The sequence below is a fragment of the Pseudoalteromonas luteoviolacea NCIMB 1942 genome, from assembly GCF_001625595.1.
Taxonomy (GTDB): domain Bacteria; phylum Pseudomonadota; class Gammaproteobacteria; order Enterobacterales; family Alteromonadaceae; genus Pseudoalteromonas; species Pseudoalteromonas luteoviolacea_A.
Genome location: NZ_AUXT01000018.1, coordinates 1 through 22,083 on the forward strand (window position 1 = coordinate 1; position 22,083 = coordinate 22,083).

At 41.4% G+C, this 22,083-nt stretch carries 17 protein-coding genes; 10 read left to right on the top strand and 7 right to left on the bottom strand.

Annotated features, from left to right (window positions below; translation table 11 throughout):
• The first annotated feature begins 258 nt into the window (after positions 1 to 258).
• The 5 genes from N482_RS01705 to N482_RS01725 all read left to right on the top strand — a co-directional run bounded on the left by N482_RS01705 (position 259) and on the right by N482_RS01725 (position 6,218).
• Positions 259 to 1,695, top strand: a complete 1,437-nt coding sequence (locus N482_RS01705) for a peptide MFS transporter (protein WP_063375439.1) — start codon at positions 259 to 261, stop codon at positions 1,693 to 1,695.
• 430 nt (positions 1,696 to 2,125) lie between these two features.
• Positions 2,126 to 3,172 (top strand): 4-hydroxyphenylpyruvate dioxygenase, encoded by a 1,047-nt coding sequence (hppD, locus tag N482_RS01710; RefSeq protein WP_063375440.1) that lies wholly within the window; start codon positions 2,126 to 2,128, stop codon positions 3,170 to 3,172.
• Positions 3,173 to 3,305: 133 nt separating this feature from the next.
• Positions 3,306 to 4,619: a fumarylacetoacetase gene (gene fahA / locus N482_RS01715; protein WP_063375441.1), complete on the top strand. Its 1,314-nt coding sequence runs from the start codon at positions 3,306 to 3,308 to the stop codon at positions 4,617 to 4,619.
• 122 nt (positions 4,620 to 4,741) lie between these two features.
• Positions 4,742 to 5,842, top strand: coding sequence for a M23 family metallopeptidase (locus tag N482_RS01720; RefSeq protein ID WP_063375442.1), 1,101 nt, complete (start codon positions 4,742 to 4,744; stop codon positions 5,840 to 5,842).
• A complete protein-coding gene (locus N482_RS01725) occupies positions 5,832 to 6,218 on the top strand; it encodes a bactofilin family protein (protein ID WP_063375443.1) in 387 nt (128 codons plus the stop codon). Before N482_RS01720 ends, N482_RS01725 begins: the two co-directional genes overlap by 11 nt.
• On the opposite strand, the gene N482_RS01730 is transcribed toward N482_RS01725, so the two are convergent.
• Positions 6,215 to 6,682: a hotdog fold domain-containing protein gene (locus N482_RS01730; protein ID WP_063375444.1), complete on the bottom strand. Its 468-nt coding sequence runs from the start codon at positions 6,680 to 6,682 to the stop codon at positions 6,215 to 6,217. The two genes, N482_RS01725 and N482_RS01730, sit on opposite strands and share 4 nt — an antisense overlap.
• Positions 6,683 to 6,913: 231 nt before the next feature.
• On the opposite strand from N482_RS01730, the gene N482_RS01735 reads away from it, so the two are divergent.
• The 3 genes from N482_RS01735 (at position 6,914) to N482_RS01745 (ending at position 9,449) form a co-directional block, all read left to right on the top strand.
• Positions 6,914 to 8,092 carry a multidrug effflux MFS transporter gene (locus tag N482_RS01735; protein ID WP_063375445.1) on the top strand — a complete coding sequence of 393 codons (1,179 nt, stop codon included), beginning with the start codon at positions 6,914 to 6,916 and terminating at the stop codon, positions 8,090 to 8,092.
• A gap of 250 nt (positions 8,093 to 8,342) precedes the next feature.
• Positions 8,343 to 8,978 (top strand): LysE family translocator, encoded by a 636-nt coding sequence (locus N482_RS01740; RefSeq protein ID WP_063375446.1) that lies wholly within the window; start codon positions 8,343 to 8,345, stop codon positions 8,976 to 8,978.
• A gap of 12 nt (positions 8,979 to 8,990) precedes the next feature.
• The gene (locus N482_RS01745) at positions 8,991 to 9,449 is read left to right on the top strand and encodes a methylglyoxal synthase (RefSeq protein WP_063375447.1); all 459 of its coding nucleotides are present in this window, start codon (positions 8,991 to 8,993) and stop codon (positions 9,447 to 9,449) included.
• Here the strand turns inward: N482_RS01745 and yegD are convergent.
• The 6 genes from yegD to sixA form a co-directional block, all read right to left on the bottom strand.
• Positions 9,446 to 10,807 (bottom strand): molecular chaperone, encoded by a 1,362-nt coding sequence (yegD, locus tag N482_RS01750; protein ID WP_063375448.1) that lies wholly within the window; start codon positions 10,805 to 10,807, stop codon positions 9,446 to 9,448. The genes N482_RS01745 and yegD overlap by 4 nt on opposite strands.
• Before the next feature lie 87 nt (positions 10,808 to 10,894).
• Positions 10,895 to 11,737, bottom strand: coding sequence for a DNA ligase (locus tag N482_RS01755; protein ID WP_063375449.1), 843 nt, complete (start codon positions 11,735 to 11,737; stop codon positions 10,895 to 10,897).
• Positions 11,738 to 11,808: 71 nt separating this feature from the next.
• Positions 11,809 to 12,462, bottom strand: a complete 654-nt coding sequence (locus N482_RS01760; protein ID WP_063375450.1) for an HAD family hydrolase — start codon at positions 12,460 to 12,462, stop codon at positions 11,809 to 11,811.
• Positions 12,463 to 12,488: 26 nt separating this feature from the next.
• Complete coding sequence (locus tag N482_RS01765; protein WP_063375451.1) at positions 12,489 to 12,788, bottom strand: hypothetical protein; 300 nt, start codon at positions 12,786 to 12,788, stop codon at positions 12,489 to 12,491.
• A gap of 132 nt (positions 12,789 to 12,920) precedes the next feature.
• The gene (locus tag N482_RS01770) at positions 12,921 to 15,218 is read right to left on the bottom strand and encodes a TonB-dependent receptor (protein ID WP_063375452.1); all 2,298 of its coding nucleotides are present in this window, start codon (positions 15,216 to 15,218) and stop codon (positions 12,921 to 12,923) included.
• Positions 15,219 to 15,911: 693 nt separating this feature from the next.
• Positions 15,912 to 16,379 (bottom strand): phosphohistidine phosphatase SixA, encoded by a 468-nt coding sequence (sixA, locus tag N482_RS01780; RefSeq protein ID WP_063375454.1) that lies wholly within the window; start codon positions 16,377 to 16,379, stop codon positions 15,912 to 15,914.
• A 147-nt stretch (positions 16,380 to 16,526) separates the two neighbouring features.
• Here sixA and N482_RS01785 point away from each other — a divergent pair, with 147 nt between their 5' ends.
• Both N482_RS01785 and N482_RS01790 read left to right on the top strand, forming a co-directional pair.
• The gene (locus N482_RS01785) at positions 16,527 to 19,214 is read left to right on the top strand and encodes an insulinase family protein (protein WP_063375455.1); all 2,688 of its coding nucleotides are present in this window, start codon (positions 16,527 to 16,529) and stop codon (positions 19,212 to 19,214) included.
• Positions 19,215 to 19,542: 328 nt separating this feature from the next.
• Complete coding sequence (locus N482_RS01790; protein ID WP_231100768.1) at positions 19,543 to 21,654, top strand: bifunctional diguanylate cyclase/phosphodiesterase; 2,112 nt, start codon at positions 19,543 to 19,545, stop codon at positions 21,652 to 21,654.
• The last annotated feature ends 429 nt before the right edge of the window (positions 21,655 to 22,083 follow it).

Genomic DNA, 22,083 nt, shown 5'->3' on the forward strand with positions numbered 1-22,083 from the left:
TCGGCATTAAGCGTTACGCTGACTTTTTTATATCTAAATGCGGCTAATCCTAGCTGGTAAGGCTTCCCCAAAGTCTGCCTGCTGGGTATACTGACTCGCTTTTAATGCATAGTTAGTCAATATTTACTTTGCATGTAAGCAATTTGGGAACTGGCCACCCGTTCAAAGTGTGCGCTAATTTGGCTTCATGAAGCTGTATTTACTCACCAATAATATTAAGGCCACAAAACACATTATGATTAAGTTTAGGAAGAAAACATGAATTCATTACCTAATCGAGGCGAGATCCTAGGTCACCCTAAAGGCCTATTCTTGCTTTTCGGCACGGAAATGTGGGAGCGATTTGGCTACTACGGCATGCGTGCAATCTTAGTACTTTATCTAGTAGCGCAAGTACAAAATGGCGGTTTTGGTTGGACTAATGCAGACGCATTAAGCCTATATGGTACATTTACAATGGCTGTATACCTAACCCCTTTGTTCGGTGGTTGGCTAGCAGATAACGTACTCGGACAACGCAAAGCCATCATCATAGGTGGTATTCTCATGGCTGCAGGTCACTTTATTATGGGTATTCCTCATAGCATTGTTGCAGGCCAAGAAGAAAACGTTTTTTATATTGGTTTAACCCTACTTTGTATTGGTAACGGTTTATTCAAGCCAAATATTTCTACTATGGTTGGTGATCTGTATGAAGAAGGTGATAAGCGCCGTGACGGTGCATTTACTATCTTCTACATGGGTATCAACATGGGTGGTGCCCTAGGTCCACTAGTCGCAGGCTATGTCGCTGCTGTTATTAGCTGGCAGGCTGGTTTTGTTGCCGCTGGTATCGGTATGGTGATTTCAGTTGTCATGCAAATGCTTCTAAGTCAAAAATACTTAGGCGACATAGGTGTTGTACCATCAGCTAAGCTCTCACAACAACAATCTGCATCAGGCACTAAAGAGCCGTTGACCAAAGTAGAAAAAGACAGAATCCGCGTAATCTTCACTATGTCTGTATTTAGTATCATCTTTTGGATGGGCTTTGAGCAGGCGGGCGGCTTAATGAACCTGTTTGCGAATGACTATACTAACCGCATGTTAATGGGCTTTGAAATCCCAGCTTCTTGGTTCCAGTCTTTAAACTCGCTCTTCATTATTATATTTGCTCCAATCGTCGCGATGATTTGGCTCAAGCTAGATAAAAAAGAGCCTAATTCACCAGTTAAATTCGCCATCGGCCTCGTATTTCTAGCACTTGGTTTCCTAACTATGATGCTAGCACTGATGACAGAAAGCGCAGAGCCAGGACAAACATTACAAATTAGCATGATGTGGTTAGTACTATTTTACCTTTTCCACACGCTTGGTGAATTATGCTTGTCTCCAATTGGTCTTTCTATGGTAAGTAAATTAGCTCCGCTACGTCTTGCTTCTTTGCTTATGGGGATCTGGTTCCTATGTACTGCCATTGCCAACAAGATCGCAGGCTTTGTAGGTTCTTTCTTGGGCGAAGGTCAAGAAGCGATGAACAATGCGATGGGCATCTTCATCGGCTTAGGTGCAACCGCGTTACTATCAGCACTTGCTATGTACTTACTAAGCAACAAGCTTGTTGACTGGATGCATGGTGCAGAAGGTGATAACGAGCCACACACGCAAGAGCACTATCTAGAAAAAGAGCTTGAAGTGAGCGGTGAAAGACAATAAACCGCAAATAAAATTTACTAAAAGCCGCGCCATATAGCGCGGTTTTTTTATATTCACTCAAAAAAATGTATAGATAATTTTACACTGAACTGTGCTTTACGTAGATATGAATCAAAGCTATTTGCAAACCTACATTTATTGAAAGATTTATACAAAACATTAAAAATATAATATATTCATAAAGTTAAACTTAAAAAAGAAATGCAAAGAACAGCTTTTTTGTGCAATTTTTCAGTGTAATTACACATTTTCAATCTAAAAAAATTGTCTGTTTTCGTTTTGTGTCTAAACGCCTGTAAACGTGCAGCTAAATTTACAAAATGCCGTTCAGCCAATTGGGCACCAAACCTTCCACTTTAGGCAAATTTGATTAATCATCCACTGCATAAATTACAACAAGCAATCCAGTGCTTAATGCAGGAGAATGACAATGAGTGAAGTAAATAATCCTCTTGGCCTTGTAGGTATCGAATTTACTGAATACGCAACCCCAGACACAGATTACATGGACAAAGTCTTTGCTGATTTTGGTTTCTCTAAACTTAAAAAGTTTAAAGGGAAAGACATCGTTCATTACAACCAAAACGATATCCATTTCTTACTAAACAACGAGCGTGACGGTTTCTCAGCTGAGTTTGCTAAGTCACACGGCCCAGCTATTTGTTCGATGGGCTGGCGTGTAGAAGATGCAGCAAAAGCATTTGAAGTAGCCGTAGAGCGTGGTGCAAAACCAGCTACTGATTCTGCGAACAAAGACTTACCATATCCTGCTATCTACGGTATTGGTGACAGCCTAATTTACTTCATCGATGTATTCGGTGATAAAGGCTCTATCTTCGAAAATGATTTTGAAGATTTAGCTGAACAGAACATTGTTGAAGACAAAGGCTTCCTTCGCATTGACCACCTAACAAACAATGTTTACAAAGGTACAATGGAAAAGTGGGCTAACTTCTACAAAGGCGTATTTGGTTTTGAAGAGGTACGTTACTTCGACATCAAAGGTCAGAAGACTGCACTACTTTCATACGCGCTTAAGTCGCCTTGTGGTACTTTCTCGATTCCAATCAACGAAGGTAAAGACGACAACAACAACCAGATCGATGAGTACCTAGATGAGTACAATGGTCCGGGCGTACAGCACCTAGCGTTCTTAACGAACGACCTTGTTGGTTCTCTAGACAAGCTAGACAAAACAAACATAGCGACTTTAGATATCGTTGATCACTACTACGATACAATTTTCGACCGTGTTCCTTGGGTTGCTGAAGATAAGCAAAAGATCAAAGAGCACCAGATCTTAGTAGATAGCCAAAGCGAAAACTGTTACCTACTACAGATCTTCACTAAGAACCTATTCGGTCCTATCTTCATTGAAATGATCCAGCGTGTAGACGATGGTGGTTTCGGTGAAGGTAACTTCCAGGCTCTATTCGAGTCAATCGAACGTGACCAAGAGCGTCGTGGTGTGATTTAATCACTTACCAGTTAATACAAAATAAAAAGCAGCTTTTCTAAGCTGCTTTTGCTATTTAAACTTGGCCATATTCTGGCGAAAGCACAAATTAAAATGCATAGTCATATGCAGTTTGTATAAAAAAGGAAAGACCATGTCTTTTATCAATGAAACACACGATATAAATTTAAAAAGCTGGGTAGCAAGCGCAAACCAAGCGGGTACTGATTTCCCTATTCAAAACTTACCTTTTGCGTCATTTCGTCGTAAAGGAAGCAGCGAAGAGTTCCGCGGCGGTGTTGCAATTGGCGATCAAGTATTAGATCTTGGTGCTGTAGCTGCTGCAAATATCTTTGACGGCGTTGCACAAGAAGCGGCTGAAGCAGCAAATGCACAAGCACTTAATGAATTTATGGGCCTTGGTAAAGCACATTGGTCAGGTCTACGCCTTGCACTTTCTCGTGTATTGCGTGAAGGCTCTGAGCACCAAAGTACGCTTGAAAGTGCACTTGTAGCACAAAATGACGTTGAATATGCATTACCATGTCATATTGGCGACTACACAGATTTCTATACTTCAATCTATCACGCGACTGCGGTAGGTAGTTTGTTCCGTCCAGATAACCCTCTTCTACCTAACTATAAGTGGGTACCAATCGGTTACCACGGCCGTGCATCATCTATCGATGTTTCTGGTCAAACTTTCCCTCGTCCAAAAGGTCAGACTAAAGCGCCTGACGCAGAAACACCTTCTTTTGGTCCTTGTAAGCGCCTTGACTATGAATTAGAGCTTGGTATTTATCTAGGTAAAGGTAACGAGCTTGGCGATACAATTGGTATTGAAGACGCCGAAGATCACGTATTTGGTTTCTGTCTATTCAATGACTGGTCAGCACGTGACTTACAAGCTTGGGAATACCAGCCACTAGGTCCATTCCTTGCTAAAAACTTTGCATCAACAGTATCTCCTTGGATTGTTACAACAGAAGCGCTTGCACCTTACCGCACTGCATGGCATCGCGATGAGAACGATCCTCAGCCTATGAGCTACCTTGAGTCTGCACAAAACCGTGAAGCTGGTGCATTTGATATTCAGATGGATGTACTTATCGAAACTGATAAGATGCGCAGCGAAAATGCAGTACCTAGTCGGGTATCTGAGTCAAGCTTTAAGCATAGCTATTGGACAGTCGCACAAATGGTCACGCACCACACCGTGAATGGCTGTAACTTCCTACCAGGCGACATGTTAGGATCTGGCACACAGTCAGGTCCTGAGCATGAAGAAGCAGGTTCACTACTTGAGCTTTCTCGTGGTGGTAAAGAGTCAATCACTTTAAGCAATGGCGAAGAGCGTAAATTCCTTGAAGATGGTGACAAGGTTATCATGCGAGGCTGGTGTGAAGCTGATGGCTTCAACCGTATTGGCTTCGGCTCTGTAGAAGGCACCGTGCTTCCAGCAAAATAATTGAATATTATAATTCTATTTAAATCAAAGGCGTGCATAAACACGTCTTTTTTTTGTATTTTTATACTGGCTTTTTGTATAAAAATTGTTAGAGTTAAGCGTTATCTAAATTTTTGAGTGTTATGTTAAGCGTTATCAAAAGCCTAATGGTTCAGCTATTTCAACCTAAACAACTAATGTTGCGTCAAAACGGCAAAGTGTCACTGGTGACTGTGCCAACTTGGCTACAAATCACTTTAACAATAAGTGTTTTTGCAACTTTGGTTTGGCTCGGTTTCGCAACTGCTCAATATTTCAAGCAAAAACATGGCATATCACAGTTAAACGAATCAGTTGCCTTACGTGAGCAGGATTGGCAATCGCAAAAAGCTGCATTAGAAGCCAAACTCGCACAACAAAATACCCGCATCGCACAGCTAGATGCTCAGCACTCTGTATTAAATGAACTTATGGCTTCTTTGCCAAGTACAATAACCGAAGAATCTGGGGTTGAATTAGAAGTGCAAGCTGAGCAACCTGAAGCCGAACAACCTATCGAAGCAGAGCATACACACGATGGTGATTTTCATCACCATGCTGTTGAGCTTGATGACGCTCAAACTAAGTTACTTAATCAGCTACATGGGCTTATTTCTAGACGTAATGAAGTATTAATTGCCAGTATGCAAGAGGCAGGAATTCAAGCACGGACGTCGACGCAGGCCCAAGGTGGTCCATATCATCAAGTGCAAGGCAGGCTGTTACCACAGGCCTACTTACAGGCGATCGATAGCTCGGTAAAGCTTAACCAGCTGGAAAACTTGGTTCAAACACTTCCACAAAGCATGCCGGTAAAAGAAGACAAGTATTATATCTCTAGTGCCTTTGGTTACAGAAAAGATCCAATAACAGGCAGGCGCGCTTATCATAAAGGGGTAGATTTAGCTGGTTGGCATAAAACTCAGATAATCGCCCCTGCTGACGGAACTGTGACTCGAGCCGGGAAAAATGGCGGCTATGGCAAGTTTATTGAAATACAACACGCCAATGGCGTCACGACCCGTTATGGTCATTTACACACCATAAAAGTTAAAAAAGGACAGCTGATTAAACAATCTGATGTCATTGCATTAATGGGCAGTACAGGAAGAAGTACCAGTACACACTTGCACTATGAGGTATTACAGGATAAAAAGCATATTAACCCCGTTAAACTTGCAAGAGTACTGGAACGTGTTCAATAAACTTAAAAACAATAAATCCACTGCGCCTTATGTCGCAATGATCTCCCCCAACACCCAAGTCATTGGTGATCTCAAATGTGATGGTGAAATCCAAGTCGATGGCATCATTACTGGCAACTTAGAAGTTGAACACTTGGTGATCGGCGAGCACGGCACGATAGAAGGCAATATCACTGCAACGCAAGTAGAAGTCAAAGGCACTGTAAATGGCTGTATCACAGCTCAGAAAGTGCGTTTAGAGCCTTCTGCCAAAGTCCATGGCGATATCATACATGATACGCTCAGTATCGAAGCTGGCGCGCATATTGAAGGCCAGTTAAAGCACAACACTGACCTGTCAAATGTCACCCCGATTGAGACGCAAGAGCAAGCTTAGCTTTTTTCCGTAATATACATAGTGATGTCGGCGTGAAATACTTTGACGCCTTCATTATTAAACACCTCAACAGGCACGATGAGATCCTCTTTGTCTTTCCATTCACGAGGCATTGGGATTTGTGCCTGCGCTTTTAAATCCGAGTCCGCTTTTTTCAGATACTGCACTGTCATCCCTTTAGGGATCCACCTATGTGTATGGTTTGGTACCGTTGCATCGGTCACCACACCTGCACATAATTCCGCAAGGTTACATTGTGCAATTGCATGCACAGTCCCTATATGATTGTGAACTGCGCGGCGATTTGGCATTTCAGCGCAAATACGACCACAGCTTAAGTGCGTCACCTTTGGCTTTATGGTGGCAAAGTAAGGCGCTCTTTTACATATTGCTTTACTGAATAACCAATTACCAAAAGGGAGCCACTTAAATTTTTTATATGTTTTTAACAGTGAGCTAGCCATACGTATCCTGCATAGTGTTTTAGAACAACCTAACACATCAGACCAGTTAAAACTAGCGCCAGACAGTATGTTTTGATTTGCAATATCAGCGCCCTCTCACCTATGTCTATTTCATTAGGGACAAGATAACTTCGATAATTTCTAACAATGAATAAATTATTTCCTGATTTCGGCGTTTTGTCCTGTCTTTTTGTTGGATGCGCAATACAATAGCGTCGAAAAGGAGACACTATGCAACACCGTACCAGCAAATCTTTAATTTTTATTCTCGCCCTGCTTGTCATTTTTTGCCCGCTAGGCATCGATTTATATCTGCCCGCTTTTGTCGATATGCAAAAGGCGTTGTCCGTTAGTGAAGCTAAAATACAACAAACCGTCAGCGTATATATGCTGGCTGTCGGCCTAGGGCAATTAATTGCTGGCCCGCTTGCAGACAAATATGGCCGAAAGCCCATTGCGATCAGTGGTATCACCCTGTTCACCTTTGGTGCTGTTTTAGCGACACTTGCACAAACTTGGGAATGGATCATGATAGCTAGAATACTGCAAGGCCTAGGTGCATGTGCTACATTTGTTAGTGCGTTTGCTATTGTGAGAGACAGCTTTGGTCACAGGGGTAGCGGCCAGATGATTACTTATCTCAATGGTATTGTTTGCTTTATTCCTGCGCTCGCCCCTATTTTCGGCGCTTGGTTAACAGTCGAATTTAGCTGGCGAAGTAACTTTGCTTTTTTAAGCATCTTTGCGATTTTAGGTTTGATAGTTATTTTTCTAATGTTTAGAGAAACCAAACCTGAAGAGTCAATTTACCAAGGTCACATATTAGATTTTCGCCGATTTAAACCTATGTTGAGCAGCTCTAAGTTTATGTTTAATGCATCCATCACCATGGTTTGCATGTCTGCGATGTTAGTTTTCGTCGTTGGCGCACCAGGCTGGATCATGTCTCATTTGAATATGCCTATGTCCGATTTTACTTTATGGTTTGCCATAAATGCCGCGATAAGTATTATATCGAGCTTTATTGCCCCACAGTTTATCAAGCGTAATAGCCGCAGAGCACTACAATTTGGACTCACTTTATTCTGCGGTGCTGGTGTCATTAGTTTTGCCTTGCCTCAAACAGATGTCATCACCTACATGTTGCCTATGTATGTGGCGTCCATAGGGTTTGCATTTACCTTAGGGGCCGCTGCTGGTAATGCCCTAGCTGAATTTCCAAAACAAGCCGGAACCGCATCTGCACTGATTGGCTTAATGCAAATGAGTGGTGCAGGACTGCTAGCCGTTGTAACACAACCTTTGGGTATAATTGCACCTTGGCAGCTGGCGCTACATCTAATTATGGCGATTCCGTTTCTACTGTTGCTGTTTTCTAGATATCGCTACACATTGCATAGCACGGCTTAATATAAATAACCCTAATAAGTCGTAAAAATGTCACATTGTAGAGGCATACTGTACCACAGTAACTTACAAGCTGTTGTTTATAAGACACTAGACTTCTTTTAGCATTATTTAAACAGATATACTCAAGATCCCCCAACCTTGATATGCGGGCTTAGCGGCCCGCATAATTTTTATAAATTTTAATAAAACATTTTCAATTTTTTTTTAACACATTAAACTAGCCCTGAAGTTAGAAAAAGAACAATCCTCTATGCTGAATCCCGAATACTTGATTTCTTTTGCTGTAGCAAGCCTCGTTATTGCTGTCGCTCCTGGTCCCTCAAATGCATTTTTAATGGCACAAACTTTCACCAATGGAAAAAGTGCTGGTATGCAAAGCGCACTTGGCTTTGCACTAGGCGGGGTTGTACATACTTTATTTGCGGTTATTGGCCTATCTGCAATTTTGAAAGCATCGGAAACCGCTTACACAACAGTGCAGTACTTAGGTGCTGCATATCTTGCTTATTTGGGTGTTATAACACTGAAAGATACGCTTACTTCCTCTCAAAACCATCAACAAGAAGCACAAATAAATACAAGTAAACCCAATAAGAATGTCACTTTTCAAGCTATGATGACTGAAGTGCTAAACCCAAAAGTGGCGCTGTTCTTTATCGCGTTTATCCCTCAATTCGTTGATACCTCTTTGGATGCCTCAACCACATTGCAACTCGCTTTATTTGGCCTGCTCTATCCTATATTAGCTTTTCCGATAGACTGTGCCTATGTATACGGGGGAGATAAAATCGCGGGGTACTTTAGAGCACACCCACAAGCACCGATCTGGATAGACAGAATATCGGGTGCCATATTTATTGCACTGGCAGTAAACCTCCTGCTATAGAAGAGCTCGCTTATGGAACAGAAACATTCAACGATTCCAGCAAAAAAACACATTGCCTTAGTTGCGCATGATGGTAAAAAACAAGCGATGGTAAATTGGTGTGCAAATCATACAGGCATATTGAGTTGCCACTGTCTATCTGCCACAGGAACTACAGGCAATTTGATAGAAGCTAAAACTGGCTTAGAAGTCACAAAATTGCTCAGTGGTCCCATGGGTGGAGATCAACAGCTAGGGGCGCAAATCGCTGAACAACGTGTAAATATGCTGATTTTCTTTTGGGATCCGCTTTCATCTCAACCCCATGACCCAGATGTCAAAGCATTACTGCGCCTTGCCGCTGTTTGGAATATTCCGGTCGCTTGTAACGAAGCAACCGCTGATATGTTAATAACATCATCATACATGGGGTGTGAGTTGCTAAGGCAGCAACCCGATTATGACGAATACTTCAAAAGTCGACTCAGTTAACGGTAAATACGCTCGGCCCACTTTGTAAGACCGGCTGTCACACTGCCAAAGTTATCGCCATTTAGCATTGGAATGTTACCCAATGCTTCGCGTAACGCTTGCTTTAACAACGGCGACTGAGCACTGCCTCCTGTCAGGTATATTGCATCTGGTTGGACACCGGCATCTGTAATTGCTTGTTGCGCAAGGTGGGTAATTTGCGACAAACTAGAATTTACCGACTCCTCTAGCTCTGTGACATTTACCTGCTGCATCAACTGCGCTTCAACAAATGAAAGGTCGGCACTGTATTCGCTTACTTCACTCAGTGCTATTTTGGCAAGTTCAGCCTGTCTAACAAATTGATGTGTCATTTTGTTTTCATGGATCACTTGCAAACGAGCAAGTTTGTTGGCTTCCTTCACATCTCGCAACATCGTTACCAGCTCTCTGCCAAAAGTACTACTATAGAAGTCACTTTGCATTTGAATATCATTGATTTTGCAGGCTTGCCAAAATATTTGGTGAGGGAGTGGTAGGCCCGATTTAAATTCACCACCCAGCCCACAGGTCGGCATCAGCTTATGAAACGCCAACGCAATATCTAAATCGTTTCCGCCGATCCGTTTACCTGTATGCGCCATAAAATCGCCGCTACGGTCAGTGTTATCTCTAAAGCTCGGCCCCATTTGGACGAAAGAACAATCACTCGTTCCCCCGCCGATATCAACGACCAATACTTTTTGGTCATGTTGTAAATTACACTCAAAGTCAATGCCTGCAGCCAACGGCTCAAACAAAAACTCAACTTCTTTAAAGCCAGCTCGATGGGCTGCTGTCGTCAAAATATCAATTGCCTGACGATTGCTTTCTTCACCCCCGACGGCTTGGAAATTGACAGGACGACCTATTACTGTGTGAGTAAGTGTTTTTCCTAAGTGGCGCTCTGCACGACGCTTTAACTCAATGATCATTGCGCTTGCGATATCTTCGAAAAATGCAATTTGCTCTGGCTTCAGACCAATGGCACCAAAGAAAGATTTAGGAGACTTAACAAAGTAACCCTCTTCTGGCATGGATATATATTCTTCGATCGCTTCTTGCCCAACAAAAACACCGCTTTCCGTGTTTTCTAAATCAAGGTCATTACGGGCGAGTTTGGCACTTTTCAATATACCTGCACGCGCTGAACGATATGCTGTCTGGTCACTACCATTTAACTCTCGGGCAACTAAATCTGATATCAATGAGTTGTGAAGTGCATACAAAGTAGAAGGCAAGTAGTGTTTGCCTTGCTCCAATGGGACAAGACTCACCCTATTTTGTTGCCATACACCCATTGCACAATTTGAACTACCATAATCAAAACCGACAACCATCGTGACCTCACAACTGTAAAGAAAAAGGCCGCGAAATGTAGCATAGCCAGCACGTAATTTAAAGGTAAATTGAGATGACTTCCTACACTATAACTGCGCTTTTATTCTTAAAAAGCTGGCGAATCGGGGTTTGCCATATTTGGTTTTCCCTTGGTATTGAAAAGTGATTGTACTGCCAATCGGTGGGGGAGTTTCACGCTGCTTATCACTAAAACCGGTACCGATATTAAATGTGATCCCAGATGGCATACGAACTTTGAGTGCGCCCATCATACCTTCATATTTACCCCTTCCAGGTAAGTGTGCAATCACTACAGCCTCTGCATCAAATTTTGGTTTATATTTTAGAATTTGCGCCGTTCGGCCACTTGCATGCTTAGCACGCTTTTCATGTAACATCACGCCCTCCCCACCACGCGCAAGCACATCCTGATAAAATGAGTCTAGCTCTAACTTATTTTTAAAGTGAAACTGCTCAACGGTTTTGACGTGAATACTAGGCAGCTCATCAATCAACTTTTTATAAGTTTGATATCGAGCTTCAAAAGACTGTTCACGATCTGGCGCATCAAAAATAAGGTAGTTTACCTGCTGCCAGTTCTTGTGGTCGGGCACTTTCCGTCGTATCAAACTACTCACAAACGCAAAGTTGTTATACCCAGCCCAAAGCTCACCATCCAGCCAACGGTTTGGCAAGATAGCTGTAAACCAATGCGGTGCATGTATGACATTCCCTTTACGCGTTTTAAGTTGCTTGCCATCCCAAATGGCTCTTACTCCATCGTATTTTTCGCTGACTAAGTAATGGTTGACTGGCTGTTGCTGTGCGTAAACTTTAGCAAGCTGAACATGAGGAACTTGTTGAGCCAAAAGGGGGAACGTTAAAAAGGCGAAAAATATGGCGACAAGCCAGACGAGAATTTGTTTCATGCTACTTTCCTTTGCAGATAAAAAACGTATATTCAATCTAAAAAGTAGCACTTTTAGCTCATTTGTACAGGCTAGCCGCTTGTTATTACATTCTTATAAGCAGTTTCTAAACTGTCGCAAAGCCACGTCGCTTTTGAAAAGTCTTGTTGTTTTGAATGCTGATGGGGTATCACAATGGTCCTTAAGCCGGCTTCAATTGCAGATGTTAACCCCGTATGGGAATCCTCTAATGCAATCGCTTGTTGTGTCGGTATATTTAACTGGCTCAGGGCCTTTTGATAAGGCTCAGGGTGTGGTTTAGGATGCTGCACATCGTCTTTGCAAACAACACAATCGAATAACTCAAGCAAGCCGTAATGTGATAACACAGGCATCGCCTCCGCGATTGTACTACCCGTAACTAGTGCCAACTTAAAATTCTGAGAACACGCCGATAATACATCTCTTGCATGAGGCATCAAAACTGGTTTATGTGTTTTTGCTGTTTCTATAAACTGTAGGTTCTTTTCTTGGGCTAGCTTTAATCCAGCTTTAGAAAGAGAGTAACGCTGTTGTAAGATATGCCCAGTTTTAACTGTGGGCACACCAGAAAACTCATTGCAAAAGGTGAGTTCATCAATAAATACTTGAAACGGCTTGAGCACTTCACACCAACTCAAGTAGTGAAGTGTCTCTGAGTCTACTAACGTGCCATCAAAATCAAACAATAACGCCTGTATACTCATAAACACTCCTTATTTATTAAATTATTTTAGCCTTTTAGTGCTGTTGGTGGCTCTGCATAGGCCTCTTCGCCCGTTTCGACTTCCACTAATTCGTAGCCGCGTTGCTTTCTAACTACTTTTAACACTGGTTTCTCGAATGCTGACTTAAGTCTATCTGAATCAGCTTGTAACTCTTCAATGGTATGTCCAAAAGGAGCTGCGCCAGTCTCTGACCAATTTGTTACTTTTCCGTTGATGTTGTACTCAACTTCATGAATTTGGTATAGCGCTGAATCGTTGTCTTTATCTTCACAATAAATCACGCGGTAGTTCCAAAATCCAGACATATTTAACTCCTCTTACTTTATACTACGCTGCGACTGTACCAACTTATTAGTACAGTTGCATTAAAGAAATAAAAAACCCGCGTTATTTTATCAATAACACGGGTTTATAACGGTTTATTTCACTTCACTCTATTAGAAGAAGCGAACCTTGAACTCAGCACCGATGAAGCGTTCTTCATTCAACATACCTGTGTTGTTATTGAAATCTACGCCACCAATAACAACTTGCTCATCAAACAAGTTACGTACGAATACCGATGCTTCGTATTCGTTATCACCAGATGCCCAAGCATAACCTGCCCTTACACCAGTTTCGAATAACGCTTCGCCTTCAAACTCAACTGATTCGTATAGGAAGAAGTTGATTTTGCTACGATAAGAGGTATCAGCGTATACGAAGAAGTCACCGCCTTCTAGCTCTTTAGTATAACGAAGTGTTGCATTAGCAATCCACTCTGGAGCATGTGGAAGGCTATTGCCATCTAGGTTATAAAGACCGGCATCATTCTTTACGTTTGTGATCGTACACTGAGCACAACCTTCAATAGCCAAGCTTGGATCGTCGATTTCTGTTTTGTTATAGCTCAGATTGAAAGTTGCGTTGAGCTCGTCAGTAAGCACCCATTCTGTATCTAGCTCAAAACCATAACCAGTTGTTTTATCAGCATTAACTAAGCGGTTAAAGTTTGCACCACCACCTACAGCAGTTAACTGCTGATCATTCATCTGATAATAGAAAACAGTACCGTTTACACGACCTTGCCCGTCTAACACATCAGACTTTATACCAAACTCAATTGAATTCGTTGTCTCTGAATCAGCAACAGTTACTTCATCACCAAATAGGATACGACCCTGAACACTCGGAGCACGGAAACCGTTCGCTAAACGACCAAATAGATTGATATCATCAGTCAGCTTGTAAGTAGCACTTAAGTCCCAGCTTACATGGCTGTCGCTTGGGTTTGCACGGCCTTCTAAGAAATCTGGCGAACCATTCCAAGGCGTTGGATTGTCAGTTCTTTTCGCATAAAACTCTTTTTCATCGTCAGAGTAACGAACACCAAGAGTTAAATCCAGTTTGTCTGATAGCGTGTAATCAAATGAACCAAATACAGCCCAAGCTGAGGTATCTTGATTCTGGACTGCATAACCGTTTTGTAAACCATACTGGCCCGCTGCGGTGTCGAATGCACCTGTATCAAAGCCAAAGCTTTCAATGGTCATCTCTTCTTCAAACAAGAAAACACCTACTTGGAAATTAAAATCTCCTGAGTAGTTACTCGATAGGCGTAACTCTTGCGTATATTGATCATGATCAGGAAGAGCATCAGCAGTTTCAGATGAGAATGGAATCAGACCTGGTCCCATTGTTGGTGCAAATTCATTGCCATATGCACCATCGACATCCGCACGCGAGTATATTTCTGCACTTTCCCAAGCTGAGATTGATGTTACCGTATGCTCGGCAAGATCCCACTCAAGTTTTAAGCTTAGACCTTGAGTTTCTACTTGCTGTGTCGCACGAGAAGCTGCGTCGTGATAAACAACATCATTATCATAGATTGGGTTGATGTTATTTGAGCCTTTCTCAATCAGGTTTGCACGAAATGGAATTGGACGACCGTCAAGATCACGAACGTGATAGTTTAACAAACCTGTAAAATCATCACCTTCATATAAAAATTGAACACGTGCAGCCTTTTCGCTGTAACCGCCTAAAGAGTCTTCTTTTGCGAACTCATTGGTTACACCTTCTGGTGAGCGAACATCTATGTAGTCTGGCTGTTCTTGCCATAACACAGATACACGCGTAGAAATTCTGTCAGTCAGGCCTGTACCTACAGCACCTTCAAAGTCAACAGACTCACGGCTACCGTATGAAACTGATGCATAACCATCAAATTCTTGACTCGGCTTTACAGAATCAAATTTAACAAGACCGGCTGGTGTATTACGACCAAATAAAGTTCCCTGAGGACCACGAAGCACTTCAATACGCTCGATATCAAAAACAGGGAAGCCTTTTAGAATAGGGTTTTCTTGAACGACTTCGTCAACAACCAAAGAAACCGGTTGCGAAGCATTTAGATCGAAGTCGGTGTTACCAAGACCGCGGACATAAAAGCGCGGGAATGTACGTCCAAACGAAGATTCAACCGACAAGCTCGGGATCTTAGCGTTCATAAAGCGGATATCCATACCAGCTGAACTGTAGGCGTCAAGGTTGTCGCCTTGTAATGCAGACACTGAAACTGGCACTTCTTGTGCATTTTCAACACGCTTACGTGCGGTGATTTGAATCACTTCCAGTTGATTACTTTTCGCTTGCGTTTCTTCAGCAAGCGTTGTGAATGAAGTACCTGCTACAGCAGAGAACAACGTTGCATTAATTAAAGTTGCTAACGTAGATCTTTTCATTGCTTTCATGTTGGTTTTTGACCTTATTTATGCACTCTTTGAGTTCAACGGTAAATTGGGCGCCGTTTCACAATGGCTATGGCATTCAATTTTGCGCGTCAATGACAAACAACGCGGACCTCATTATCGAGAGTGCAAAGCGAAAAACGAGGCTGAACGCAACGGGCGTAATTATAGCAGCAAATTTTTAAAATGCTCCAAATAAACACATAAATTACACACATTTTTACAACGTTCGACGACGTTAGGTCAAACTTTACGAATTTTAGCAACAAAAAGCGGACATTTGTCCTTATAAAATAATAAATATTGTGGTCAAGAAATTGTTTTTACCTATTAACTAAACAAAGCATCAATATTCTGTTGATGTTTAAAAAATTAACTGAGATATGTACAAAAGGTACACTCTCGCCAAATTTATAGTCATACCGGTTACAATCGCCCAAAATGGTAACCGGTGTCATGAAAGCCTGCGCATTCTATCTAAGCCTTTTCAACTAAGGGAGGACATTAGACCGCATATCAGAAACATAGCCAAAGCACCATTAAATAGAGTGCAAAACTAAAAAGAAGTTCAAAAGAAAAATGGATTTAATAAGAGTAATTGGCAAATAACTCATCAAACTTTACCGAAGCAAAGTATTTCATAGTTAGAGATACAAGCACCCGCCTTGATTCAGCAAGTGCTGATTAATACAAAACTTAAAGCTGAGGAGAATGCATTCCTGCATATGATGCTTTGTGAGTTGCTGGTTCGTACTGTATTACAGCTACACTTGCTGTGGAAAAAATAGGCATCTCACCAGGAACCAGTTGATCGACCATATAACTGACTATCGGCATGTGCGCCACAATCAACCAAGACTCAATATCGTTGTTCATACTGATTAATGTTTCAATATAATCCACCGCAAAAGAGGCACTGCCGCTTGGTACGATATCCGAGCACGTTTCTTCGAATACAAACTGATTATTGTGCTTTACCTCAAGCGCTGTCTGTTGTGCACGTTGATATGGGCTTACCAATAACGCTTGAGGTTGGTGACGCTCCAAAAGCCATTGACCCATTTCAAAAGCCTGTGCTCGCCCCCTTTTTGTTAACAATCGAGCTGCATCATCTGCTTGCATTGGTCCTGCTTCACCGTGTCGCATAATCAATAAGGTTTTCATAGCTCTCCGAAAAGTATCGAAATTTTTATCTTTATCAGTAGTAAACCTAGTTATTTGTCCGCTATATTAAAACAAAAGATTCATAACTGTTAATAATTTACGTAATCGACAGACTATCTCACTTATTTATATATCGGCGGCGCACATTTGAAATTAAGTAATAATGATAATAAACAATATAAGCACCTGACACTGGACAATGGTCTTAGGGTACTACTTGTTAACGATCCGAGCAGTGAGAAGTCTGCATCTTCTTTGGCAATAAATATAGGCCATTTTGACGATCCTATAGATCGCCAAGGCATGGCACACTTTATTGAGCATATGCTGTTTTTAGGTACAGAGCAATACCCAAACCGTGGAGAATTTTCCCAAATCGTCAGTCAATTTGGCGGTAATTCAAACGCATGGACTGGCACAGAACATACTTGTTATTTTTTTGATGTACGCTCAGAAAAATTCTCAAATGTCTTACCGCGCTTTGCCGACTTTTTTATTGCGCCACTATTTGAAGAGTCTGCTCTTAATGATGAACGAAATGCCATTGACTCTGAATTTAACCTCAAAGTAAAAGACGACAACAGAAGAATCATTCAAGTTCACAAAGAAACGGTCAACCCAGCTCATCCATTTACGAAATTTTCGGTTGGTAATCACGATACGCTTGGTGATAAACAAGGGCATATTCGTAAAGAAGTTGTAGATTTTTTCACTGCTCACTACCAAGCACAGTGGATGACATTAGTCTTGGCAGGGCCTCAATCACTTGAGGAACTAAGCGCATTGGCACACAATCATTTCAGTTCTATTGCGGGTTCAGGTATTGAAAAGCCCCCCATTTGTAAGCCTATGTACCGCCAAGAAGACTTAGGGTTGTTACTTCATATTCAACCCCGTAAGCATTTGCAAAAGCTTATAGTGAGTTTTGCGATGCCTGATATCAAAGACTTATATCGATATAAAAGTTTAAGCTTTCTCGCACACCTTTTAGGCTATGAAGGTGACGGTTCTTTATACTCAATACTGAAGAAGAATGGCTGGATCAATGCTCTGTCAGCAGGCGGCGGGGTAAATGGCAGCAACTTCAAGGATTTTAATATTAGCTTCGCACTTACAGATGCCGGTATTGAATTTTACGAAGATATTGTTGAAATGCTATTTGAATACATCAGCTTAATAAAAGACAAAAAGACTTCATTGCCTGCACTCTATTTGGACAAGAAACGACTACTGGAACTGGCTTTTGACAACCAAGAAGTTAATAAGCTAATCGACTGGGTGAGCAACGTTAGCGTCAATATGCATCACTATGATGATGACAACGTGCTCTATGGCGATTACTGTATGGCAGGTTTCAACGAAGTACTTCATGAGCAGCTATTAGAGTATTTATCACCTCACAACATGCGCTTAGTCATGATCCACCCAAGTGCTACGCACGAAACAGAAACAATCAATAAAATTGCTCAGTGGTATAATACCCCCTATCAGGTTGAACAAATCAGTACTGAATGGCTGCATGCCTTGGCAAACATCCGCTCTCCCCTGCCTGAGATGTTGCTACCCAATGTAAATCCGTACTTGGCTCATGATAATGAGTTGTTTGAAATTGAGTCAACGGCGCAAACGCCAACACAGCTAAAAGACAAACCAGGGTTTGAGTTTTGGTTTAAACAAGACGCTACTTTCAGAGTAACCAAAGGCCACTTTTACTTAGAGTTAGATTCTGAAATATCCATTGCAGATAATAAAGCAATGGCACTTACACGGCTTTTCGCAGATCTATTTATGGACAGTGTGGCTGAACAATTCTATTCCGCGGAGCTAGCGGGACTCAGTTATCATTTAACATCCCATCAGGGAGGTCTAACTCTACATACCGCAGGCCTATCTTCTTGCCAGTTAAAACTCGCCACGCAGTTGGTAGAAGCGCTGCAAAAGCAACCTATTAGTGCCACTAGGTTCGCTGAATATAAAAAACAACTCATAAGACATTGGAAGAACCACAATAAAAATAAACCTGTAAGTGAGTTATTCAGTATACTGGGCGCCAAACTTATGCCGTGGAACCCAACGCCAGAGGCACTTGCGAAAGCACTAAAAAATGTTTGCTTCAACGAGTTCAATGCATTTCGCTCAGCATTTTTTAGCTCAATTCATGCAAAAGCATTTTTGCACGGCAACTGGCAGCTCAAGCATGCAAAAGCGATTCAACAGCAACTGTTATGTAACTTTGCTACCAGTGAAATATTAGAAGATTTGAAAAAGCCACTTAACACTATTGAGACGCCCGAATGCGAAATATTTTGGAAAGAGAATAGTGAGCATGCTTTTATTCACTACATCCAAGCACCTACCAAAAACGTTGAAGACAAAATAAAAATCATGGCATTTAACCAATTAGTAAGCCAACATTATTTTGAGCAGCTAAGGACGCAAAAACAACTGGGATACTTAGTAGGGGCAGGCTATGCGCCATTTAATACCAGAGCTGGAATAGCCTTTTATATACAATCCCCCAAATTTACGAGCGCCGAGCTAGTTGAGCATCATCATCAATTTATGCAGGAGTTCGTTACACATATCGATGAACTTGAACAAACCCAGTGGTCTGATATGAAGTCGGGCTTAAAGTCACAAATTGCAGAGAAAGACAAGAATCTACGGTTGCGCTCACAACGTTTCTGGGTCGCTATAGGTAATGATGATCATGCTTTTTCAATGCAAGAACAATTATTAGAAAGCCTTAACGCACTGACTTTCGAGCAACTTAAGCAATTCATTATTGACGTCACCGCTCCAGATTTTCCAAATCTTACCTTGCAGATGAATTAGCACATTACATTAAAACGAACTGCGGCATAAAATACGTTTTTATGCCGCCGCCATGGGCCCGCGCAGCTTCATCCTTGAAATACAATAAAATACTCTCCGTTGGTATCTGACCTACTCTTTTCGTGTTTCATCAATTTTGCTTTGACTAAGGCAGGCTGTTTCGATTAGATTAGAGATGATTACTTCGAACTCTTGCACTATGGTACATAAAAAAAATATAAGCATATTCTCAGCTATTATTGCCCTTTTTATTCTGAGTACTTCAGTGCATGCGCACCCGTATGTAGAGCCTATCTTCAATAATCCCATGACATTTGTGGCTGTCGCTATGGTGGCGTTAACACCTTTTTTAATTCTGCTTATTTTAAATCGTAAAGCCTCTCGCTCCTTGTCCAGCTTGCGAATGTCAGAGAAGTGGCTCAAAAGTACGGTAGAAGGCAGTGGCGATACCTTATGGGACTGGAACATTCAGTCAGGTGAAATTATCCGCATCAATGATAAATATGCGCTTAATGAAGCGAAATGCGAACACTTTATACCGAATGCTAGCCGAATACACCCACAAGATATACCGATAGTCGAAAAGCAACTAAAACTCCACTTTGCAGAAAAGACAGCTTTTTTCGAGGCATCTTACCGCCTTAAGGATAATTTAAATCAGTATCATTGGGTGCTGGATAAAGGAAAAGTAATTAGCAAAGACGATAATTTAAACCCACTCAGAATGACGGGGACTGTACGTGATATCAACCACTTAAAAAGCACCGAAGAGCGCTTGAACCTATTTGCCAAGTGTGTCGAGTCATTAACAGATGCTATTGCCATCTATGATAATCATTTTAAATTAGTCGATTTAAACCCGAGCTACTTGCGGATATTTGGTGGCAAACGCAAGCAATACCTTCATTCAGAGTTTCAATTGCCTGGATACGATAGCCGGTTTATAAGACAGATAAAATCCGCTTTAAAAGAAACTGAGCACTGGCAAGAAGAATTAAAAATATACAACCAACAAGGGTTAATGTTGCCTATCGAGGTAACTATAGATGAAATTAAAAATAGCCATGGTCATATCACGAATTACGTTGTGGTTTTTTCGGATCTAACCGAGAGGAAAAAAGCAGAGTCACAATTGCACAACCTCTCAAATCGAGATCGTATAACAGGCTTGCCAAACCGAAACTTATTTTTTACTAACTTAAAAAAGCTGTCTCAGCAAGGCACACACCATGCTTTATTAGTATTCGATCTAGATAATTTCAAGAAAATCAACGACTCTTTAGGCCACCAGCTTGGTGATAGCTTGTTATCTAAGCTTGCCATGAGACTCAATAAACTATGTAGGCAGCAAGACACCTTTTATCGACTGGGTGGGGATGAATTTGCATTGGTGATGTCTGGTACAAATGATATACACACCATAACAAAGGTTGCTAAACAGTTTTTAGCAGCCATCGCCACACCGTTTAAAATGGCAAATCATGAACTAGTTATTACGTCATCTGTAGGTATCGTTCTCTTTCCTGAAGATGGGAAAACCCCAGAAATATTGCTCAAAAATGCAGATACAGCAATGTATCATGCAAAGCAAAAAGGAAATCACTACCTATTCTTCAACGACTCAATGAACGAGCAAGCAGTAAAACGTCTACAAATAGAAAACTTGATGCGGTTTGGGCTCAAAGAAGATCACTTCGTCGTTTATTACCAACCCAAAATGGATATTCGCACTGGTAAGCTTGTCGGAATGGAAGCACTCGTTCGTTTTATTACACCAAAGAAAGGTATTATTAGCCCGGGCGTCTTCATACCAATAGCCGAGGAGACAGGCCAAATAATCGAGATTGGTGAAGTTGTGCTAGACAAAGCGTGTAAGGATGTTAAGCGCTGGGTAGACAAAGGTTTGTTTAATGGGCGTGTTGCGGTCAATTTATCGGCAAAGCAATTCAGTTTGCCAGACTTAACGGCGCGCATCGATATTATCTTGCAAAAAAATCAACTACCATCGTATTTTTTGGAACTAGAGATTACCGAAGGAACGGTTATGGACGATCCTCAAGAAGCAATTTCAATTATGCGTTCCCTAAGTTCAAGGGGGATCCACCTTGCAATGGATGATTTTGGTACAGGTTATTCGTCATTAGCTTACTTGAAGCAATTTCCACTTAATACCCTCAAAGTAGACAAAGCATTCATTGACGATATGGGCAGTGATAGAGGCCGCAATATGGTTGACTCTATCGTTACCATCGCACACAACCTTGATTTACACGTGGTGGCAGAAGGCGTCGAGGAAGAGGAGCAACTTGCGCTGCTAAAACAACTAGATTGCCAAACGCTGCAAGGGTATTATTATTCAAAACCGCTATCGGGCGAAGAATTTGAGCGCTTTTTGGAATCTGAATCAGAACACAAACCAAACCTTCAATTAGTTAACTAAAATTGATTAAAAGAAGTGCCAAAATACTCAATGATTCATCACAATTCGGTCTGCACACCATGAAAGCGCCCCCAGCCAAACGCTAAGCTCACTTTTTAATCAAAACGACCATTAATCATGCAAACCACCAGATTTTAGCGTGGAAATCAGCCAAAATGACATAAATTGTTGCAAAATATTGCATTATTTAATTTAATACCAGCCTTGAAGATACAAGTATTTGCACGTATTTAGTTCTAAAAATAGGTATTTCAATAGCGAATTCAAGAAAAATCTATAAAAAACAACTTTTTAGATCTTATTCAATGAATAACCTGTTGAAGTTGGCTGTAAATCACTACTTTTCCATGACGGGCGCTTTATCTCAATGACATTGAGTCAATGATAAAAATGTTTGGTGAAGCTTTGAATTGCTTAAGTTGACGTAAA

Excerpts from the sequence above, each read along its gene's own strand:
- N482_RS01705 (WP_063375439.1), top strand. The coding sequence starts at position 259 with ATGAATTCATTACCTAATCGAGGCGAGATCCTAGGTCACCCTAAAGGC.
- hppD (WP_063375440.1), top strand. The coding sequence starts at position 2,126 with ATGAGTGAAGTAAATAATCCTCTTGGCCTTGTAGGTATCGAATTTACT.
- fahA (WP_063375441.1), top strand. The coding sequence starts at position 3,306 with ATGTCTTTTATCAATGAAACACACGATATAAATTTAAAAAGCTGGGTA.
- N482_RS01720 (WP_063375442.1), top strand. The coding sequence starts at position 4,742 with ATGTTAAGCGTTATCAAAAGCCTAATGGTTCAGCTATTTCAACCTAAA.
- N482_RS01730 (WP_063375444.1), bottom strand. The coding sequence starts at position 6,682 with ATGGCTAGCTCACTGTTAAAAACATATAAAAAATTTAAGTGGCTCCCT.
- N482_RS01735 (WP_063375445.1), top strand. The coding sequence starts at position 6,914 with ATGCAACACCGTACCAGCAAATCTTTAATTTTTATTCTCGCCCTGCTT.
- N482_RS01740 (WP_063375446.1), top strand. The coding sequence starts at position 8,343 with ATGCTGAATCCCGAATACTTGATTTCTTTTGCTGTAGCAAGCCTCGTT.
- N482_RS01745 (WP_063375447.1), top strand. The coding sequence starts at position 8,991 with ATGGAACAGAAACATTCAACGATTCCAGCAAAAAAACACATTGCCTTA.
- yegD (WP_063375448.1), bottom strand. The coding sequence starts at position 10,807 with ATGGTTGTCGGTTTTGATTATGGTAGTTCAAATTGTGCAATGGGTGTA.
- N482_RS01755 (WP_063375449.1), bottom strand. The coding sequence starts at position 11,737 with ATGAAACAAATTCTCGTCTGGCTTGTCGCCATATTTTTCGCCTTTTTA.
- N482_RS01760 (WP_063375450.1), bottom strand. The coding sequence starts at position 12,462 with ATGAGTATACAGGCGTTATTGTTTGATTTTGATGGCACGTTAGTAGAC.
- N482_RS01765 (WP_063375451.1), bottom strand. The coding sequence starts at position 12,788 with ATGTCTGGATTTTGGAACTACCGCGTGATTTATTGTGAAGATAAAGAC.
- N482_RS01770 (WP_063375452.1), bottom strand. The coding sequence starts at position 15,218 with ATGAAAGCAATGAAAAGATCTACGTTAGCAACTTTAATTAATGCAACG.
- sixA (WP_063375454.1), bottom strand. The coding sequence starts at position 16,379 with ATGAAAACCTTATTGATTATGCGACACGGTGAAGCAGGACCAATGCAA.
- N482_RS01790 (WP_231100768.1), top strand. The coding sequence starts at position 19,543 with ATGGTGGCGTTAACACCTTTTTTAATTCTGCTTATTTTAAATCGTAAA.